Origin of the sequence: Phocaeicola faecalis (assembly GCF_021730445.1) — a bacterium.
Taxonomy (GTDB): domain Bacteria; phylum Bacteroidota; class Bacteroidia; order Bacteroidales; family Bacteroidaceae; genus Phocaeicola; species Phocaeicola faecalis.
On sequence record NZ_JADNRM010000001.1, the window covers coordinates 550,517 to 569,031 of the forward strand.

General features: G+C 46.7%; 14 protein-coding genes. 10 read left to right on the forward strand and 4 right to left on the reverse strand.

The genetic code is table 11. The annotated features are described in order from the left end of the window. Positions 1–2 precede the first annotated feature (2 nt). Positions 3–1,064 (forward strand): endonuclease/exonuclease/phosphatase family protein, encoded by a 1,062-nt coding sequence (locus IR173_RS02380; RefSeq protein ID WP_237038084.1) that lies wholly within the window; start codon positions 3–5, stop codon positions 1,062–1,064. A gap of 112 nt (positions 1,065–1,176) precedes the next feature. Here IR173_RS02380 and IR173_RS02385 read toward each other — a convergent pair whose 3' ends face one another. Beyond that, the gene (locus IR173_RS02385; RefSeq protein WP_237038085.1) at positions 1,177–2,316 is read right to left on the reverse strand and encodes an ATP-binding response regulator; all 1,140 of its coding nucleotides are present in this window, start codon (positions 2,314–2,316) and stop codon (positions 1,177–1,179) included. Between the two features lie 8 nt (positions 2,317–2,324). After that, on the reverse strand, positions 2,325–3,263 hold the full coding sequence (locus IR173_RS02390; protein ID WP_237038086.1) for a UDP-glucuronic acid decarboxylase family protein: 939 nt from the start codon (positions 3,261–3,263) through the stop codon (positions 2,325–2,327). A gap of 126 nt (positions 3,264–3,389) precedes the next feature. Between IR173_RS02390 and thiD the strand changes: the two genes are divergently transcribed. The 4 genes from thiD (at position 3,390) to IR173_RS02410 (ending at position 7,934) form a co-directional block, all read left to right on the forward strand. Next, entirely contained in the window at positions 3,390–4,217 is an 828-nt protein-coding gene (gene thiD / locus IR173_RS02395; protein WP_237038087.1) for a bifunctional hydroxymethylpyrimidine kinase/phosphomethylpyrimidine kinase, read from the forward strand. A 61-nt stretch (positions 4,218–4,278) separates the two neighbouring features. Further along, on the forward strand, positions 4,279–5,166 hold the full coding sequence (gene fabD / locus IR173_RS02400) for an ACP S-malonyltransferase (RefSeq protein WP_237038088.1): 888 nt from the start codon (positions 4,279–4,281) through the stop codon (positions 5,164–5,166). A gap of 268 nt (positions 5,167–5,434) precedes the next feature. Next, positions 5,435–6,220, forward strand: a complete 786-nt coding sequence (locus IR173_RS02405; RefSeq protein WP_237038089.1) for a patatin-like phospholipase family protein — start codon at positions 5,435–5,437, stop codon at positions 6,218–6,220. A gap of 16 nt (positions 6,221–6,236) precedes the next feature. Further along, entirely contained in the window at positions 6,237–7,934 is a 1,698-nt protein-coding gene (locus IR173_RS02410) for an alpha-amylase family protein (protein ID WP_237038090.1), read from the forward strand. A gap of 321 nt (positions 7,935–8,255) precedes the next feature. On the opposite strand, the gene IR173_RS02415 is transcribed toward IR173_RS02410, so the two are convergent. Beyond that, on the reverse strand, positions 8,256–9,344 hold the full coding sequence (locus IR173_RS02415) for an HpaII family restriction endonuclease (protein ID WP_237038091.1): 1,089 nt from the start codon (positions 9,342–9,344) through the stop codon (positions 8,256–8,258). A 313-nt stretch (positions 9,345–9,657) separates the two neighbouring features. Continuing rightward, positions 9,658–10,719: an MBL fold metallo-hydrolase gene (locus IR173_RS02420; protein WP_237038092.1), complete on the reverse strand. Its 1,062-nt coding sequence runs from the start codon at positions 10,717–10,719 to the stop codon at positions 9,658–9,660. 191 nt (positions 10,720–10,910) lie between these two features. Between IR173_RS02420 and IR173_RS02425 the strand changes: the two genes are divergently transcribed. From IR173_RS02425 to IR173_RS02445, 5 genes are all read left to right on the forward strand, one after another. Then, positions 10,911–11,963 (forward strand): linear amide C-N hydrolase, encoded by a 1,053-nt coding sequence (locus tag IR173_RS02425; RefSeq protein ID WP_237038093.1) that lies wholly within the window; start codon positions 10,911–10,913, stop codon positions 11,961–11,963. Between the two features lie 168 nt (positions 11,964–12,131). Then, positions 12,132–12,680 carry a GNAT family N-acetyltransferase gene (locus tag IR173_RS02430; protein WP_237038094.1) on the forward strand — a complete coding sequence of 183 codons (549 nt, stop codon included), beginning with the start codon at positions 12,132–12,134 and terminating at the stop codon, positions 12,678–12,680. Between the two features lie 77 nt (positions 12,681–12,757). Continuing rightward, positions 12,758–13,261 (forward strand): alanyl-tRNA editing protein, encoded by a 504-nt coding sequence (locus IR173_RS02435; RefSeq protein ID WP_237038095.1) that lies wholly within the window; start codon positions 12,758–12,760, stop codon positions 13,259–13,261. A gap of 226 nt (positions 13,262–13,487) precedes the next feature. After that, on the forward strand, positions 13,488–13,931 hold the full coding sequence (locus IR173_RS02440) for an Hsp20/alpha crystallin family protein (protein WP_237038096.1): 444 nt from the start codon (positions 13,488–13,490) through the stop codon (positions 13,929–13,931). Positions 13,932–14,253: 322 nt separating this feature from the next. Next, positions 14,254–18,126, forward strand: coding sequence for a TIM-barrel domain-containing protein (locus tag IR173_RS02445; protein WP_237038097.1), 3,873 nt, complete (start codon positions 14,254–14,256; stop codon positions 18,124–18,126). Positions 18,127–18,515: the final 389 nt, after the last annotated feature.

The following is an 18,515-nucleotide window of genomic DNA, read 5'->3' on the forward strand; positions in this document are numbered from 1 at the left end:
TTATGGGAAGACTAGCTGTATACAAATTTGCATACCTTTTATCCATCATATTCACCTTTCTGATTTTAGGATTATCCGTTTTCGCCTATTTTGCGGGAAGAATAGATCCGGAAAGTAATATGTTTGCAGCCTATATCGCATTGGGGAAACCTATACTGGTCATTATCAATGCCTTGCTGCTGCTTTACTGGCTCATCCGGTTCAGGTATTGGGCATGGGTTCCGCTACTGGGGCTATTGATAAACTACGGATATATTGCGTCTATGTATCAGGTTTACAATTCGACCAAATATGCCAATGATACCCAACTTAAAGTCGTGACTTATAACGTACATTCATTCGGAGGAGAAATCACCGGTTTCTCGGCGAAAGAATTTGCCGACATCCTGAACAAAGAAGGAGTAGACGTACTGTGTTTCCAAGAGTACAGAGGCAACGGAGACTTCACCACCAAAGACTTATACAATACTTATTCCAAGAATTTTCCTTACTCATACATCCCGGAAGGACGTGCACAAGCCATTTATAGCCGCTACCCCATCAAACAGTCTCAGATTATCGAATTTCCGAATACCAACAACGGAGCTATCTGGACCGATTTGGATGTCAAGGGTATGACAATCAGAGTAATTAACGTACACATGCAGACCACCAGCTTTGACCGGATGCGTTCGAAAGCCGCACAAGCCAGAGGCGCCGGAGATGAAGAAAAAGAAAATCAAATTTATACACAGTTCACCGACAACATGGAGGCCAATATCATCCAACGTGCAGAACAGGCCAAAGACATCGCCTCGCTGGTGAATGCCACTGAGACCCCCATTATCTTATGCGGTGACTTCAATGACACTCCGGGAACATTTACTTACGAAACACTGAAGGGGAATCTGCAAGACGGTTTTCTTTCTGCCGGAGAAGGATATGGAGCCACTTATCGCGGACTGCATAATCTGCTCAGAATTGATTATCTGTTTCACTCCCCTTCTTTATTGGGCCTCAAATATGGCACAATGCCTTATGACATGAGTGACCATAACCCCGTTTATCTGGAAGTAGGACTCTAGCAAACGTATGAAAATCCCCCTATTTCAGCCTTAAGTCATTATATACAAGGCCAAAACAGAGGGATTTTCCTGTTCTCCATACGATGCTCAAGTTCTATCTTGAGACCACTGTTTATTTCTTCAACGGAACCGAGAAATAGAAGGTAGAACCTTTCCCCTCCTCCGATTCAAACCAAAGACGCCCTCCATTCTTAACGGCAAAATCAAGGCACAACAACAGTCCCAAACCGGAACCCTCTTCATTATTCGTGCCATATTTACTAAAGTGAGTCTCCGTATTCAGCAACTTCCGCTGGTCCTCTTCACTCATCCCCTTTCCACTATCCCTGACACTGACCACCACACTGTCGTCCACTATCCGGGCACCGACCACGATTTCGGAATCATTATAACTGAACTTAATCGCATTGCTCAATAAGTTACGCATAATCGTCTTCATCATATCGATATCAGCATGAACCTCTATCTTATCATCCCCCTGATAACGCAATTTGATATTCTTCATGCCTGCCACCAGATTAAAAATCTCAATGACCGATGCAATATTCTCAACGATATTGAAATCCTGATACACCACATTCAGTTTACCAATCTGACTCTTTGTCCACTTCAAAAGATTGTCCAACAAAGCGAACACATCCTCAGTGCTCTGATTGGCCATGCTCAACATCTGATACATTTCGTCCCCAATCTGAGAAGGAGGCAGACTTAATATCAACATATTGAGCACCATCTTGATAGACCCCATAGGAGAACGCAGGTCATGCGCAATCACAGAATAAAGCTTGTCACGCCCCATGATTGTTTTACGCAACTCCTCCGTTTGACGAAGAATAATCCTTTTTGCCGCCACCAGCGAAATCTGGTGAGTCACACGAATCACCAATTCCTCCTTATTGAAAGGCTTTGAGATAAAATCATTCGCCCCCACCTTGAACCCCTTCACAATATCGGAAGTCGTGTTCAAGGCAGTCAGGAAGATAATAGGAATATTTTGGGTAACAGGGTCTGCCTTCAGCTTTTCCGACACCTCAAAACCATTCATTTCCGGCATCATCACATCCAACAGAATCAAATCCGGTTGCTTTTCGGCTGCCTGCACCAACGCGTCCTTACCATTATTTGCGGTAATGACCTTAAACTTCTCGTTCGTAAGCAGTACTTTTAATAGCAACACATTAGAAACCACATCATCCACTACCAAGATGGTGTATTCCGAATGATCTATCACCACATTTACATCAGCTGTCATATTCGCCACTATTTAGAGAGAACTTTTTTAAAATAACTAATCACTTCTATCAATCCTTCTTCCAACTGCACCGTCGGTTTCCAGTTCAATTTTTCCTTAGCCAGCGTGATATCGGGCCGACGCTGGCGCGGATCGTCATAAGGAAGAGGCTGATAGACTATTTTTGACTCCGAGCCCGTCAGTCCCAGCACCAGTTGTGCCAGTTCCAGCATCGAGAACTCACGCGGATTGCCGATATTCACCGGCCCCGTGAAGTCATCCTCCGTAGCCATCATACGCACCATTGCCTCAATCAAATCATCCACATATTGGAAACTGCGCGTCTGCTTTCCGTCACCGTAAATCGTGATATCCTTATTCTGCAAGGCCTGTACCACGAAGTTGGAAATGACACGCCCGTCGTCGGGCAACATGTGGGGACCGTAGGTATTGAATATCCGCACTATCTTTATCTTCACCCGATGCTGGCGGTAATAATCCATACACAATGTCTCGGCACACCGCTTCCCTTCATCATAGCAAGAACGGTAACCGATAGGATTCACATTCCCCCAGTCAGACTCCTGCTGCGGATGTGAAATCGGGTCACCATACACTTCGCTTGTCGATGCCTGAAGCATGCGCGCATTGTTTTTCTTTGCCAATCCCAACATATTAAAAGTTCCGAAAACAGCCGTCTTAGCCGTTTTTATCGCATCATATTGATAATGAATGGGGGAAGCGGGGCATGCCAAATTATATATTTCATCCACCTCCGCACAATACGGATTCACCACATCATGCTCCACCAACTCGAAACATGGATGGCCTATCAGGTGCTTTATATTATCTTTGCTACCGGTAAAAAAGTTATCAAGACAGATAACCCGGTTACCCTCGTTTATCAGACGCGTACAAAGATGCGAACCTATAAAGCCCGCACCGCCACTTACCAGGGCTTTCTTCATCCTTCTATCATTTATATTATATTTCCTTTCGTAAAGCAAAAATAAGCGATTAGTTCCATTCCTGCAAACTTTAAATACAATATTATTACTTATATTTGCAAGCATGATAATTAATCCGACAAATAAATGAAAAAATATCCAGCCATTATGAGCATAGCCGGCTCCGATTGCAGCGGAGGCGCCGGCATTCAGGCCGACCTGAAAACCATCTCGGCACTGGGGGCCTATGCCGCCACCGCCATCACCGCCATCACGGTTCAAAACACCACCGGCGTGCGTGCCATCCATCCCGTCCCCCCTGTTTTTGTGCGCGGGCAGATAGAGGCCGTCATGGACGACATACGTCCCGATGCCATCAAAATAGGGATGATAAATGACATTGAGATTGTAAAGGTCATCTCCGCCTGTCTGCGCAAGTACCGGCCCGCGCATGTGGTTTTCGACCCCGTCATGGTATCTACCAGCGGACACAAACTGATAGAAGATGATGCCATCGCAGCCCTCACCGACGAGTTGATGCCCCTCTCCTCCCTCATCACGCCCAACCTGAGAGAAGCAGAAGTATTGACAGCACATCCTATTAATAATGTAGAGGAGATGAAATCCGCCGCCCTCGAACTGTTGAAATTCGGTAGCAAGGCCGTCCTCCTGAAAGGCGGCCACCTGGAAGGCGGACTGATGTGCGACGTGCTGCAGATAGCCGGAGAAAACGCCCCTCACCTGTTCACCTCCGCCAAAATAGAGAGCCGGAACACCCACGGAACCGGTTGCACCCTCTCTTCCGCCATCGCCACATACCTGGCCCTGGGAGATGAGATGCCGCAAGCAGTGGAACGTGCCAAACAGTATGTGACCCTCGGCATAGAGGCCGGAAAAGACGTCCGCACCGGCGAAGGACACGGCCCGCTAAACCACTTTTATCAGCCTGTCTCCATGAATATTAAGGAAGAATAGCACCTAGTTTCCAAAGAAATAATTACCTTTGCAACGTTTTTAAACCAAAAAAGGAAAAAATATGAAAGCATTTGTATTCCCCGGACAGGGAGCACAGTTTGTAGGTATGGGAAAAGACCTGTACGAAAACTCGGCTTTGGCCAAAGAATTATTTGAAAAAGCGAATGACATTTTAGGATACCGCATCACAGACATCATGTTTGAAGGTACGGACGAAGACCTTCGCCAGACCAAGGTCACTCAGCCTGCCGTGTTCCTCCACTCGGTTATTTCGGCCCTCTGCATGGGTGACGATTTCAAACCCGAAATGACAGCCGGACACTCACTGGGCGAGTTCTCTGCCTTGGTTGCCGCCGGAGCTCTGTCGTTCGAAGACGGACTGAAACTGGTGTATGCACGCGCCATGGCTATGCAGAAAGCCTGTGAAGCACAACCCTCGACCATGGCTGCCATCATCGCATTGCCCGACGAAAAAGTGGAAGAAGTGTGCGAAGCCATCTCCAAAGAAGGCGAAGTGGTGGTTGCCGCCAATTACAACTGCCCGGGACAAATCGTTATCTCCGGTTCCATCGAAGGCATCAACAAGGCTTGCGAACAGCTGAAAGCAGCCGGTGCCAAACGTGCCTTGCCTCTGAAAGTGGGCGGTGCTTTCCACTCTCCGCTGATGAATCCGGCCAAAATAGAACTTGAAGCGGCTATCAACGCGACTGAAATCCATACACCGAAGTGTCCTGTTTATCAGAACGTAGACGCTTTGCCCCACACCGACCCTGCCGAAATCAAGGCGAATCTGGTGGCTCAGCTGACTGCTTCTGTCCGCTGGACTCAGACGGTAAAGAACATGATTGCCGACGGAGCCGACGAGTTTACAGAATGTGGCCCGGGTGCTGTATTGCAAGGCTTGATTAAGAAAATAGACAAGGACGCAAACGCTCACGGAATAGCATAAGAAAACACACCGCCATTCTCCCTCCAAACCCTCGAGAGAGTTTCCTTAAACAATGGAGACAGTTTCGACAAACAATGGAGAGAGTTTCCTCAAACAATGGAGACATCTTCAGGTAGGAATGGCGGCATCCCCCCATATCCACCGCAGGAATGCAGACAAGGCATTTCATGCGGTGGAAAAGTTATACCTGCCCCATTTTTATCCCATCTTTTTTCCATATCTCGTTAAAAATGATTATGTTTGCCCATGTAACAAACGAGATAGGTTAATGAGTACATTCAAATACAACATAGGCTATGCCCTGAGCGGAGGGTTCATCAAAGGCTTCGCTCACTTGGGAATCATGCAGGCGCTACACGAACACGGCATAACGCCCGACATACTTTCAGGGGTGAGTGCCGGCGCACTGGCCGCCGTATTCTACGCCGATGGCAGAGAGCCCTATCACGTCATCGAACTATTTGAACACCACTCGTTTACAGAACTCACTACCTTCTCCATCAACAAACAGGGACTGCTGAAACTCGACAGTTTCATTGATTTTCTGGAAAGCAACTTGCGAACAAAACTGATAGAAGAGCTTTCCATCCCCACCATCATCTCGGCCACCGACTTAGACCACGGAAAAATAGTGTCCTTCCGCAAGGGGAAAATAGCCGAGCGAGTGGCCGCCTCGTGCTGTATGCCGGTGTTGTTTGCACCACAGAAAATCAACAATACTTATTATGTGGACGGAGGAATACTGATGAATCTACCGGTGACCCCCATCCGCGAAATGTGTGAAAAAGTGATAGCATTCAACGTCAGTCCGCTGGTGGCAGACGAATATAAAAAGAATGTGGTGACAATTGCTTTAAGGGCCTATCATTTTATCTTTCAGGCGAACACTCTGCCGCAAAAGCCGCTGAGCGATTTGCTGATTGAGCCCTACGGACTGGAAGGCTACAGCAACCGGGAGCTGGAGAAAGCCGAAGAAATATTTGAACAAGGATATACGACGGCGAACGAAATTATAGACCGTTTGTTGCGCGAGAAAGGAAGTATATGGAAATAAATAAAAAAACAATATAATGAAAACACAAGAAAAAATTATCATCTATCAGGTGTTTACCCGTTTGTTTGGAAACGGAAACCCACGTTGTAAGACCAATGGCTCGCTGGACGAAAACGGCTGTGGAAAAATGGCTGACTTTACGGCTAAGGCATTGGGAGAAATCAAGCGTCTGGGAGCCACACATATTTGGTATACAGGCATCATAGAACACGCCACCCAAACCAATCACAGTCGTTACGGCATACGCCCGGACCACCCTGCCGTGGTGAAGGGAAAGGCCGGCTCGCCATACGCCATCAAGGATTATTATGATGTAGACCCCGATTTGGCAAACAGTATCCCCGACCGGATGAAAGAATTTGAAAACCTGGTCAAACGGTCGCACAAGGCGGAGCTGAAAGTAATCATTGATTTTGTCCCCAACCACGTTGCCCGCCAGTATGGTTCGGATTCCAAACCGGCAGGAGTGGCCGACCTGGGCGAACAGGATGATGTAAACCAGGCTTTCAGTCCGAATAATAATTTTTATTACATTCCCGGCACCAAGCTGGAAGGCAATATCGACCTTCACCGCGGCGCTCCCGAACCCTACGTGGAGTTTCCTGCCAAAGCCACCGGCAACGACCGTTTTGACGCATGGCCCGGCATCAACGACTGGTATGAGACGGTGAAGTTGAACTATGGTGTGGATTACATGAACGGACGAAGCACCCATTTCGACCCCATCCCCGACACGTGGACTAAAATGCTCGACATATTGCTGTTTTGGGCATCAAAAAACATTGACGGATTCCGTTGTGACATGGCAGAAATGGTTCCTGTCGAATTTTGGGGATGGGTGATTCCGCAGGTCAAAGCGCAATATCCCGACTTGATATTCATAGCCGAAGTTTATAATCCGGCAGAATACCGCAACTATCTTTTCAATGGCAAATTCGACTATTTATATGACAAAGTGGGCTTGTATGACACGCTGAGAGCCATCACTTCGGGTTGGGAATCGGCCACCGCCATCCCCCATCGCTGGCAAAGCCTGAATGGAATAGAGCACCGTATGCTCAACTTCCTTGAGAATCATGACGAACAACGCATTGCTTCCGATTTCTTTGCCGGAAACGGTGCCCGCGCCATCCCTGCCATGATTGTTTCTGCCTGCATGAACGACAATCCGGTCATGATTTATTTCGGACAGGAAATAGGCGAACAAGGTATGGATACCGAAGGGTTCAGCGGACGGGACGGACGGACAACCATCTTCGATTATTGGAGTGTGGACAGTATCCGCCGTTGGCGCAATAACGGCAAGTTCGACGATAAGCTATTGAATGAGGAAGAAAAGAAGCTGCGTGCTTTCTACACTCGTCTGTTGAATTTATGCAACACGGAGAAGGCGATACGCGAAGGGGCATTCTTTGATTTGACATACGCTAACCTGGCAGGATGGGTGTTCAACGAGCATAAGCAATATGCTTTTCTGCGCAAGCAGGATGACGAGCTGTTACTGGTGATGGTCAACTTTGACAGCATACCGGCACGGGCAGCGGTGAACATTCCGCAGCACGCTTTTGATTTTTTGGGAATACCTTACAATCTGGAATATGATGCGGTGGAACTGCTGACAGGAAATACGGAGAAGCTGGTATTGTCGCCCGATAAGACGACTCCTGTTTTATTGGATGCCATGAATGGAAAAATCCTGAAATTCAAGCTATAAAGAGGCAAGTCAAAAAGGGTGTTGGCATCATATTTTGAGAAAATTCCAATATTACAATGTAAGAATACAGATTCTTTTAAGATATTATGAACTAAGTATATCAGGCGACCATTTGATTTGGTACCAGCATTGTAACTCATAGTTCATGCTTATCACCCACAGGATTTTCGAATTGATTCATTATAAAGACAAAACCTGACAATGAATGGCAGGGGAATGGGTGACAGTGCAGCCTTTCCTCTGTCTGATATTATTATCATTCTTCATTAGCATTTAGGATGACAGGACTGCCAGGCTTCGGAGGCAGCCTTCTGTATTATCTTACCGTTTCAACAAGCCGATTTTTGCGTTCAACTTAAAATAATAGACTCCGTTTTCACGTTCCAAATAGCCATATTTATCTTTCTCAGTAGAGCCTTTTTCGAAGCGGGAGTTATAGAACAGGAAATCGGCAAAAGTCTGACGGTCAGCTTTTTGATAGCACAATATTTCACCGCTACCGTCCACCAATAAAAAGCCGGACACTGCCGAATCGACTCCCGTAAAGAGCTTTGCCGGACGCATTCCCAAGGCAAGCGCCAGCAGGAATTGCTTCATCTTATATTCGTAATAATGATGTTTGCCAATCAGTTCCTCTTTAATCTTCAACGGATTGACTTGCTTCATCACCTCCGTCAGCTCGCTCACTCTGGTGATGCCGTCCAGATGCATGATGCGCAGCATTTCGCCCAACATGCGGGGAAAGTGCAGGTCTATCATACTCAAATTGCTACGGAACACTTTGTCGGCCACATCGCTATACTTCAAGACACCTCCCAGACGTTCTATCATCAACATACGTCCCGCCACATCGTCTTCCTCACCAAAAGCATTAATCTTATTGACCGTGGGCGTGGCAAACTTGATGCCGGTCTGCTCAAACTTCAGATTGGCAGTTCGTCCGCCGTCCAGCAATGGAAACATGGAGCTGAGACGAGAACGGACACAGAAGCCTGTCAAAGGGGCATCCACGCTGTAAAAAGCAACATGAAAATCGGTACGGTCATCCGTTTTCGCTTCCAGGTCAAAGATAGCCACCTCATCCAAGAACTCCTCCACCCCATCGGGTGACATGACCTCGTTTCCGCGACTTTCTTTCACAGCCGATAAAATCAGCTCCGCCACAGCCGCAAAGTCCTCACGCGCCACCAGCTTGTCAATTTTTTCTCCACAGATGTGTATATTCTCTTCATCTTCAATGATATACCGGCGGGTTCCGTCGTGTTCCTCCCGCTGAATCATGGCAACGGGCCATCGTTGCGCCTCATTTTTCTTCACTTCAGGAGTTCCTGCATACACATATCCGTCCGCCAGCAAGCGGAAAAAGGCGTAAAGTTCGCCCCACTCTCTCTTTGTTGCTTCAAATGCCATATCGATTACTGTTTAATGGGTGCAAAGATAAGTAAAAGAAGTATTAAAAGAAGCCTTTTTGGGAAAAGCAAATCTTAAACAATGTTATGCAGCATATTTTTTAGCTCCAATTATTTGCTATTATCCGAAAAGTCCGTACCTTTGCAATGTGTTTTTCATAGTATTAGATTTAAGGTTAACAAAAGGTTGGAGCAAGGCGTTGCTCCTTTTTTCATTTTATAGAGTGGCATACGCCCTTTAACATACCCACAGGGTTTTCGGATTGCCCCCCCTTAATGCCAAATAAAGGACATACCCAGCCCCCCTATTTCTTTCAGTCACCCCATTTCACCACCTCCCCTATATGAGGAATCAATACGTTCAGCGAATCTTTTTCCGCCAGACGGTGCGCATTGGCCAAAGGCTCGTCCCATCTGTGTTTTGCCAATGCATATTTAGAGTGATGCACGGTCAGAACCTTCTTTGCTTTCAGGTCTTTGGCCGTCTGAGCCATGTAGCCGGGCATCAGATGGATATAGCGCCAGTCCTCATTATACTGGCCGTTTTCGAGTATCGCCAAATCGATGAAAGGAAAACGCTTTCCGATGGCGGCAAAGTGAGGACCGTATCCGCCATCTCCCGCCATATAAATCTGTCGGGAGGGGCTCTCCATCAAAAAGGAAGCCCATAGCGTCTGATTGGCATTCAGTCCGCGACCCGAGAAATGTCGGGCAGGAAGACAATGTACGGTAAATCCATCACCGAGCGAGGCATCTTCGTTCCAGTCCAGCTCCACGATGCGATTTTTGTCAAATCCCCAATACTCCAGATGCTCACCTACCCCCAATGCGCAGATTACCTTCCCTGTCCGCTCTCTGAGTTCGGTCACTGTCCGATAGTCCAGATGATCCCAATGGTCGTGGGTGATAATCAGAAAATCAATGTCGGGCATATCTTCGGGACGATAAATATCGGTTCCCTTAAAAGCACGGTTCACAAACGCAACCGGAGAGGCATCGTAAAAGACCGGATCTACCAGCAAGCGTTTCCCTTCCATCTGTATATAATAAGACGAGTGTCCGAACCATATCAGGATATCCTCACCGGGAGACAGTTCTTTCAGGTTTGTCTTTATAACGGGCAGCACTGTTTCGGGACGTAATCCTTCAGGCTTCCGGAAAAGAAAATCAATCATCCCTGATATCCTACTTTTACCGGAAGTCATCAACGGCACTTCAGGCTCATTGCGGAAAGCTCCGTCGCGGTAGTGGGGCGAATTCAAGATTCGTTCCAAACGCGTTCCGCGCGGAAGCCGGCCGAAACTTGGCGAGTGAAGAAAGGCATACACTGCGGCTCCTGCCAGCACTATCACTATCAACAGACTATAAAGTATCATACTTATCTTTTTACGGTTCTTTTTATTCATAAACAGAGCAAAGTTATTGAGACGGAACAAAGATATGAGAATTATCACACCCGACAGGTATATGAATTACTGATTTTTATACCTGAATCACCGCTCCCGCCTAAACAAGCCGCATCCGGTATCTGTTTTATAGATAAACAATAATCTTTTAAGATAAAAAAATGAGAACAAAAAACATTGCGCTAATCGCATTAGCCATTATGCTGTCCATTCGCATGCCGCGAGTGGAAGCTTGCACCCGGGCTGTATACATCGGGCCCGACAATCTGATTGTCACCGGACGCACCATGGACTGGAAAGAAGATATCATGAGTAATTTGTATGTCTTTCCGAGGGGTATCCAACGAGCAGGATACAACAAGGGAGAGACGGTGACATGGACTTCGAAATACGGCAGTGTCATCGCTACAGGATATGATATCGGCACATGTGACGGAATGAACGAGAAGGGGTTGGTAGCCAGCCTTTTATTCCTGCCCGAATCCGTGTACGAGCGTCCCGGAGACACACGTCCGGTGATGGGGATCAGCATTTGGACACAATATGTACTCGACAATTTCGCCACTGTGCGCGAGGCGGTGGATGAGCTGAAAAAAGAGACATTCCGAATTGACGCACCTCAAATGCCCAACGGCTCGGCCTCCACTTTACATCTGGCCATCACCGACGATACAGGAAATACGGCTGTGCTGGAATATCTGGACGGAAAGCTGGAAATACACGAGGGAAAGGAGTATCAGGTAATGACAAACTCACCCAAATATTCGTCACAACTGGCTATCAACGATTACTGGAAAGAGGTGGGAGGATTGCAAATGTTGCCGGGCACGAACCGTTCGAGCGACCGCTTTGTGCGTGCCTCATTCTATGTCCACGCCATCCCGCAGACTCCCGATGCACGCATTGCCGTCCCAAGTGTATTGAGCGTGATGAGAAACGTATCCGTTCCCTTCGGCATCACCACTCCCGACAAGCCCCACATCTCTTCCACCCGTTGGCGCTCGGTGTGCGACCAGAAGAACAAAGTGTACTATTTTGACAATGTATTAACCCCCAATCTGTTTTGGCTCGACTTGAAAGAGATAGATTTCAGTCCGAAGGCAGGGATAAAGAAATTATCTTTGACACAGGGCGAGATATATGCCGGAGATGCCGTCAAGGACTTGAAAGACAGTAAATCTTTCGTATTCCTGTTTCAGACACCCGCTCTGTAAAAACAAGAGAAGACAGCCCATCCTCCGGACACGGATTTCACGCTCTTTCTCCTCCCGAACGCGTGAAATCCGCGTCGCTTCCGTCTGTACTCCCAAAGAAAACACGCTGTTTATTCCTCTTCACCCAAAAAAAAGATTTACCTTTGGCGAATCAAATTCATATTCGCCATGAAAACTAAGATTACTGATAACATAACTATTCGGGAAGTACGCATAAGCGATTCACAAAAAATATACAATGCCATTCATTTGCACCGCGAGTATTTGCAGCAATGGCTCCCATTCGTCACCTTTCTGACCGCGGAAGAAGAAAAGGCCTTTCTAGCATCCGTACTCAAAGTGCCTCGGGCCCGCCGGGACTTCATCTATATCATCGAAGAAAAAAGAGAAGTGTGCGGACTGGTCGGTTTCCATTTTTCTGATGCCGCCAACCTGCGCACGGAGATTGGTTACTGGCTCCTGCCCGAGTACCAACACCGGGGAATCATGACCAAATGTGTGCGGCATCTCTGCCGGATTGCCATCGAAGAGCGAGGCATGAACCGCATCCAAATCCGTTGCGCCGAAGGCAATGCTCCCAGCAATGCCATTCCGCAAAGGCTCGGCTTCCACCTGGAAGGGACTGAACGCGACGGCGAGCTGATGTATACAAGAAAGTTTGTCAACCTCAATGTCTACAGCATCTTAAAGAGAGAGATAAAGCAATGGAAGGATTGACTGAAAACAACAGACAGAAATATCCGGTAAAGGCGCATATAACCTTTCATGTCCAAACACAATAAAATAAATCTATTATGGAAATAAACCAAGCAGCTCCCAAGTTTCAGGATGCGTCCATCGCTCCGATGCACACCACAGAGCATATCGTAAACAGAACAATGGTAAACCTTTTTGGCTGCGGGCGTGCAGTTTCGGCACATATCGAACGCAAGAAAAGTAAATTGGATTTCGTCCTACCCGCCTGCCCCTCCGAAGAGGAGATAAGCCACATAGAAAAGACCGTAAACGAGACATTGAAAAGAAACCTGCCAATCACCACAGAATTCATCACACAAGAGGAAGCCGTGGGGCGATTCGACCTGAAACGTCTGCCCGACCATGCCTCCGAAACCGTGAGAGTGGTGCACGTGGGCGATTACGATGAATGCCTCTGCATCGGTCTGCACGTGGAAAACACATCGCAGATAGGTACATTCAAAATCATCAGCCATGATTATAAAGAAGGCATTTTCCGCATGAGGTTCAAACTTACAGAAGCCGGTCCGTCTGCCAATTCGTCTTCAAAAATTACATTTTGACAGCAGTCGGTCTGTGTCAACGTTTAAATAGTTTTATCCTCTCTTAAAGTCTTGCCGCCTATCTTTAAGAAAGGTTTTATAGACTTAAAAGAGTGGAATATGGAGCATAGGAAATCGAACTAAAGTATGGTATTTGCATTATGGATAGTGGATGACGGAATCGAAAGAAGACGAAATTCAAAAGTAAACAAAATGTTTAACCATAAACCAAAAGGAGATTAAGATTATGATGCCAGTAAGAAGAGCCAACCAAACTTGGTTGCCAAGTATTTTCAACGATTTTTTGAACAATGACTGGATGGTAAAAGCCAACCCGACAGCACCGGCCATCAATGTCATCGAGACAGAAAAAGAGTATAAAGTGGAAGTTGCCGCTCCGGGAATGAAAAAAGACGATTTCCAAATCCATATCAATGAAGACAATGATTTGGTCATCTCTATGGAAAAGAAAACAGAAACAACGGAAGGCGACAAAGAAGGCAAGGAAGAAAGCCGTTATCTGCGTCGCGAATTCTCTTACTCCAAGTTCCAGCAAACCCTGATTCTGCCGGATGATGTAGACAAGGATAAAATAGACGCCAAAGTAAACGACGGTGTCCTGACTATCGAATTGCCGAAACGAACTCCCGAAGAAAAGGAAAAAGCAACGAAAGTGATTGAAGTCAAATAAACGATAAGACCGGATATCTCCCGAAACGCAGCCACAATGCCATTCGGGAGATAATAAAGAGGTGTCAAAACTCCAAAGCAACTGCCGCATTGTTGCTGTAAGAGCATTTTTGACACCTTGCTTATTTATATCAACCTAAAAAGCCTGTAATACATCCTTTATACAGACAAGCCCACGCTGAATACGACCTTTTCGGGCCCCCGAATACAAAAGTTTAAAGGATATGCTTAATTTTTTCTTAAAAATCTGCCTGTTTATCAATATTACGCTTTATCTTTACCGAATAAATCAAAACTATATTCTAATTTAATCATAGTTTATTATGAAAAATACCCCTAATCAACACCGCAAAGGAAAAAAAGCGGCACTACTTGCCCTGGCATTCCCGCTTGTTCTGGCAGGTGCACCCGTGCAGGCTGCCCAGTCGATGCATGCCGCAAGTGAGACAACGCTCCCAAGCCCTCAAATTGTGAGTATCAAAAGACTCAACCCGACAGCTGTCGAAGTTTTGTTTGCCAACAACCAGCGTATGACACTTGATTTTTACGGCGATAACATCTTCAGAGTCTTTCAAGATAATGCCGGTGGAATCATCCGGAATCCGGAAGCCAAACCCGAAGCACAGATATTGGTGGACAACCCCAGACTGCCATTGTCAAAGTTGGACATTGACGACAACGGAAACACAATCTGTATCACGACCGGACGTATCAACATACAGATTGACAAGGCCAGTTCATTACTGAAAATCACGAACCTCGAAACAAACAAGGTAGCGGTGGAACAACTTGCTCCCGTCTCATTCGAGAAAGATAAAGTGACCATCACCCTGAAAGAAAATCCGAAAGAATACTTCTACGGAGGTGGTGTGCAGAACGGAAGATTCTCACACAAAGGAAAAGCAATCGCCATCGAAAACCAGAACAGCTGGACTGACGGAGGCGTGGCCTCTCCCACTCCTTTCTATTGGTCTACCAACGGATATGGCGTGATGTGGCACACCTTCAAGAAAGGTAAATACGACTTCGGTGCAGAAGAAAAAGGAAAAGTAAAACTATCGCACGAAACGGATTATCTGGATGTCTTTTATATGGTGGGCGACGGTGTCGTTGCTTTGTTGAACGACTTCTATCAACTCACCGGTAATCCGGTATTATTGCCCAAGTTCGGCTTCTATCAGGGACACCTGAACGCTTACAACCGCGACTACTGGAAAGAAGACGAAAAGGGAATCTTGTTTGAAGACGGAAAACGCTATAAAGAAAGCCAAAAGGACAATGGCGGCATCAAGGAATCTTTGAACGGCGAAAAGAACAATTACCAATTCTCGGCACGCGCTGTGATAGACCGTTACAAGAACCATGACATGCCTTTGGGCTGGCTGCTCCCCAACGACGGTTACGGAGCCGGATACGGACAGACCGAAACATTGGACGGCAATATCCAGAACCTGAAAGAACTGGGCGACTATGCCCGTAAGAACGGAGTGGAAATCGGGCTTTGGACACAATCCGACCTCCATCCCAAAGAAGGAGTCAGCGCACTGCTTCAGCGTGATATCGTGAAAGAAGTGAGAGACGCCGGTGTACGTGTTCTTAAAACAGACGTTGCATGGGTGGGCGCAGGCTATTCATTCGGTTTGAACGGTGTGGCCGATGTGGGCACGATTATGCCTTATTATGGCAATAACGCACGCCCGTTTATCATCTCATTGGACGGATGGGCAGGCACCCAGCGCTATGCAGGAGTATGGTCGGGCGACCAGACCGGCGGCGAATGGGAATATATCCGCTTCCATATCCCGACTTATATCGGTTCGGGCCTTTCGGGACAGCCTAATATCACCTCCGATATGGACGGTATCTTCGGCGGAAAGAACCTGGCCATGAATACCCGCGACTTCCAGTGGAAGACATGGACACCGATGGAACTCAACATGGACGGCTGGGGCAGCAACGAAAAGTATCCTCATGCTCTGGGCGAACCTGCCACTTCTATCAACCGTATGTATCTGAAGCTGAAATCAGAACTGATGCCATACGCTTACAGCTTTGCCAAAGAAGCGGTAGACGGAATGCCTATCATCAGAGCCATGTTCCTCGAATTCCCGAATGACTACACAATGGGCAGCGCCACTAAATACCAATATATGTATGGTACCGACTTCCTGGTGGCACCTATCTATCAGAACACCAAGGCAGATGCCGAAGGCAATGACATCCGCAACGGTATCTATCTGCCCGAAGGTGAATGGATTGATTACTTCACCGGCGAGAAATATGAAGGCGGACGCGTTATCAACAACTTTGCCGCTCCTCTGTGGAAGCTCCCCGTATTTGTCAAGAACGGAGCCATCATCCCGATGACCAACCCGAACAATAACGTGAGTGAAATCAACAAGGGTCTGCGCATCTATGAAATGTATCCGCATAAGCACACCATGACCGTGGAATATGACGATGACGGTATCACCGAAGCATACAAGGACGGTAAGGGTGTAACTACTTTCGTCGAATCGAATGTCACTCCCAAAAATGAAGTGCTTATCACCGTACACCGCACTCAGGGTGACTTTGACGGCTTCGTGAAAGAGAAAGCCACTGAGTTCAGAATCAATGTAACCGAAAAGCCCAAAGCTATCTCTGCCAAAGTAGGAAAGAGCAAGATTAAGCTGACCGAGGTTACCTCTCTGGAACAATTCCAAAACGGACAGAACGTATACTTCTACGATGCTGCTCCCAATCTGAACAAGTTTGCCACTCCGGGAAGTGAATTTGAAAAGGTGACTATCGTCAAGAACCCCCAACTTCTCGTCAAGCTGGCTCCGATGGATATCACCACTAATCAGATTAATATGACTGTCAGCGGATTCCGCTATGCACCGGCCGATACTCACCGCGTCACTTCGGGCTCATTGACAGCTCCGAAAGCCGAAGTAACTGCCGAAAACACTGAAGCCTATACACTGAAACCGACATGGGCTCCGGTAGCCAATGCTGACTATTATGAAATCGAATTGAACGGCATTCTGTATAGTACTATCAAAGATACAGAACTGTTGTTTGAAGGACTGGAAGCCGAAACAACTTATGACTTCAAGATTCGCGCCGTAAACAAGGACGGTCAGTCAGACTGGGCAAACTTTACAACCAAGACCAAATCCAACCCGCTGGAATTTGCAATCCGAGGCATCAAGGGTGAAGTAACAGCCAAGGCACAAGAAGGATTTGAAATCGACCGTCTCTTCGACTTTGCCGAAATGGGTGATATGTGGCACACCAAGTACAGAGCTAACGCTTTGCCGTTCGACATGATTATCGACTTGAGAAGTGTCAACCAATTGGATAAATTCCATTACCTGAGCCGTAAGGACGGAGGCAACGGAACATTGTTGAAAGGAACCGTTTCATATAGTATGGACAAAGAACACTGGACAGAAGCCGGTGCATTTGAATGGAACCGCAAGGATGAAGTGAAAGTATTCACATTCACAGAACGTCCGACTGCACGTTACATCAAACTTTCTGTAACAGAAGGTGTTGGCAATTATGGTTCCGGCCGTGAACTGTATGTATTCAAAGTTCCCGGAACTGAAAGTTACTTGCCGGGCGACATCAACAATGACGGTAAGATTGACAACAACGATTTGACTTCTTATACCAACTACACCGGTCTGCGCAAAGGCGACGGTGACTTTGAAGGTTACATCAGCAATGGTGATATCAACAAGAATGATTTGATTGACGCTTATGACATCTCGGTAGTAGCCACTCAGTTGGAAGACGGTGTAGACGAAAGCGACGAAACTGAAAAAGTAAGCGGAAGCATCGAAATGAGCACTGCCAAACGCAGTTATAACAAAGATGAAATCATTGAAGTAGTAGTGAAAGGTATAGACCTGAAGTCTGTCAATGCACTGAGCTTCGCTTTGCCATACGACCAGCAGAAGTTTGAATTTGTCGGTGTACAACCGGTTAGCATGAAAGAGATGGAAAACTTTACTTATGACCGCCTTCACACCAATGGCACAAAAGCATTGTATCCTACTTTCGTCAATATCGGCAACAAACCTTCACTCGAAGGAACCAATGACTTGTTTATCTTGAAACTGAAAGCTAAACAAAGAGTAAGCTTCAATCTGAAAATGATTGATGGATTATTGGTTGACAAGAAGCTGAATGTTTGTAAGTTCTAAGAGACTTCACTACCCTCAGCGGTAACCCCAAAGGGAGCTGTGTCAAAACGTGGATAATGCTGTCGTTTCGTTCGTAGGGGCGAGGTTCGCTCGCCCGAAAACAGTTTGTTTTGTGTCTTCGGGCAGGCAAACCCTGCCCCTACAGCTGACGATGGGATAGACCGGTTTAGTTTTGACACACTCCCTTTTATCGAAATCACCCTCGCCACAGGTAGTAGCGAGGGTGATTTTTGGTTTATGAGCGTTTCGGCGCACCCTCTTTTTTTACGAATCAAGTCAATAAGTGTGTGGGCATCCTATTTTAAGAAAATTCCAATATTACAATGTAAGCATACAGATTTCTTTCAAGGCATTATAAATGAAGTATAGCAGACGACCACTCGATTTGA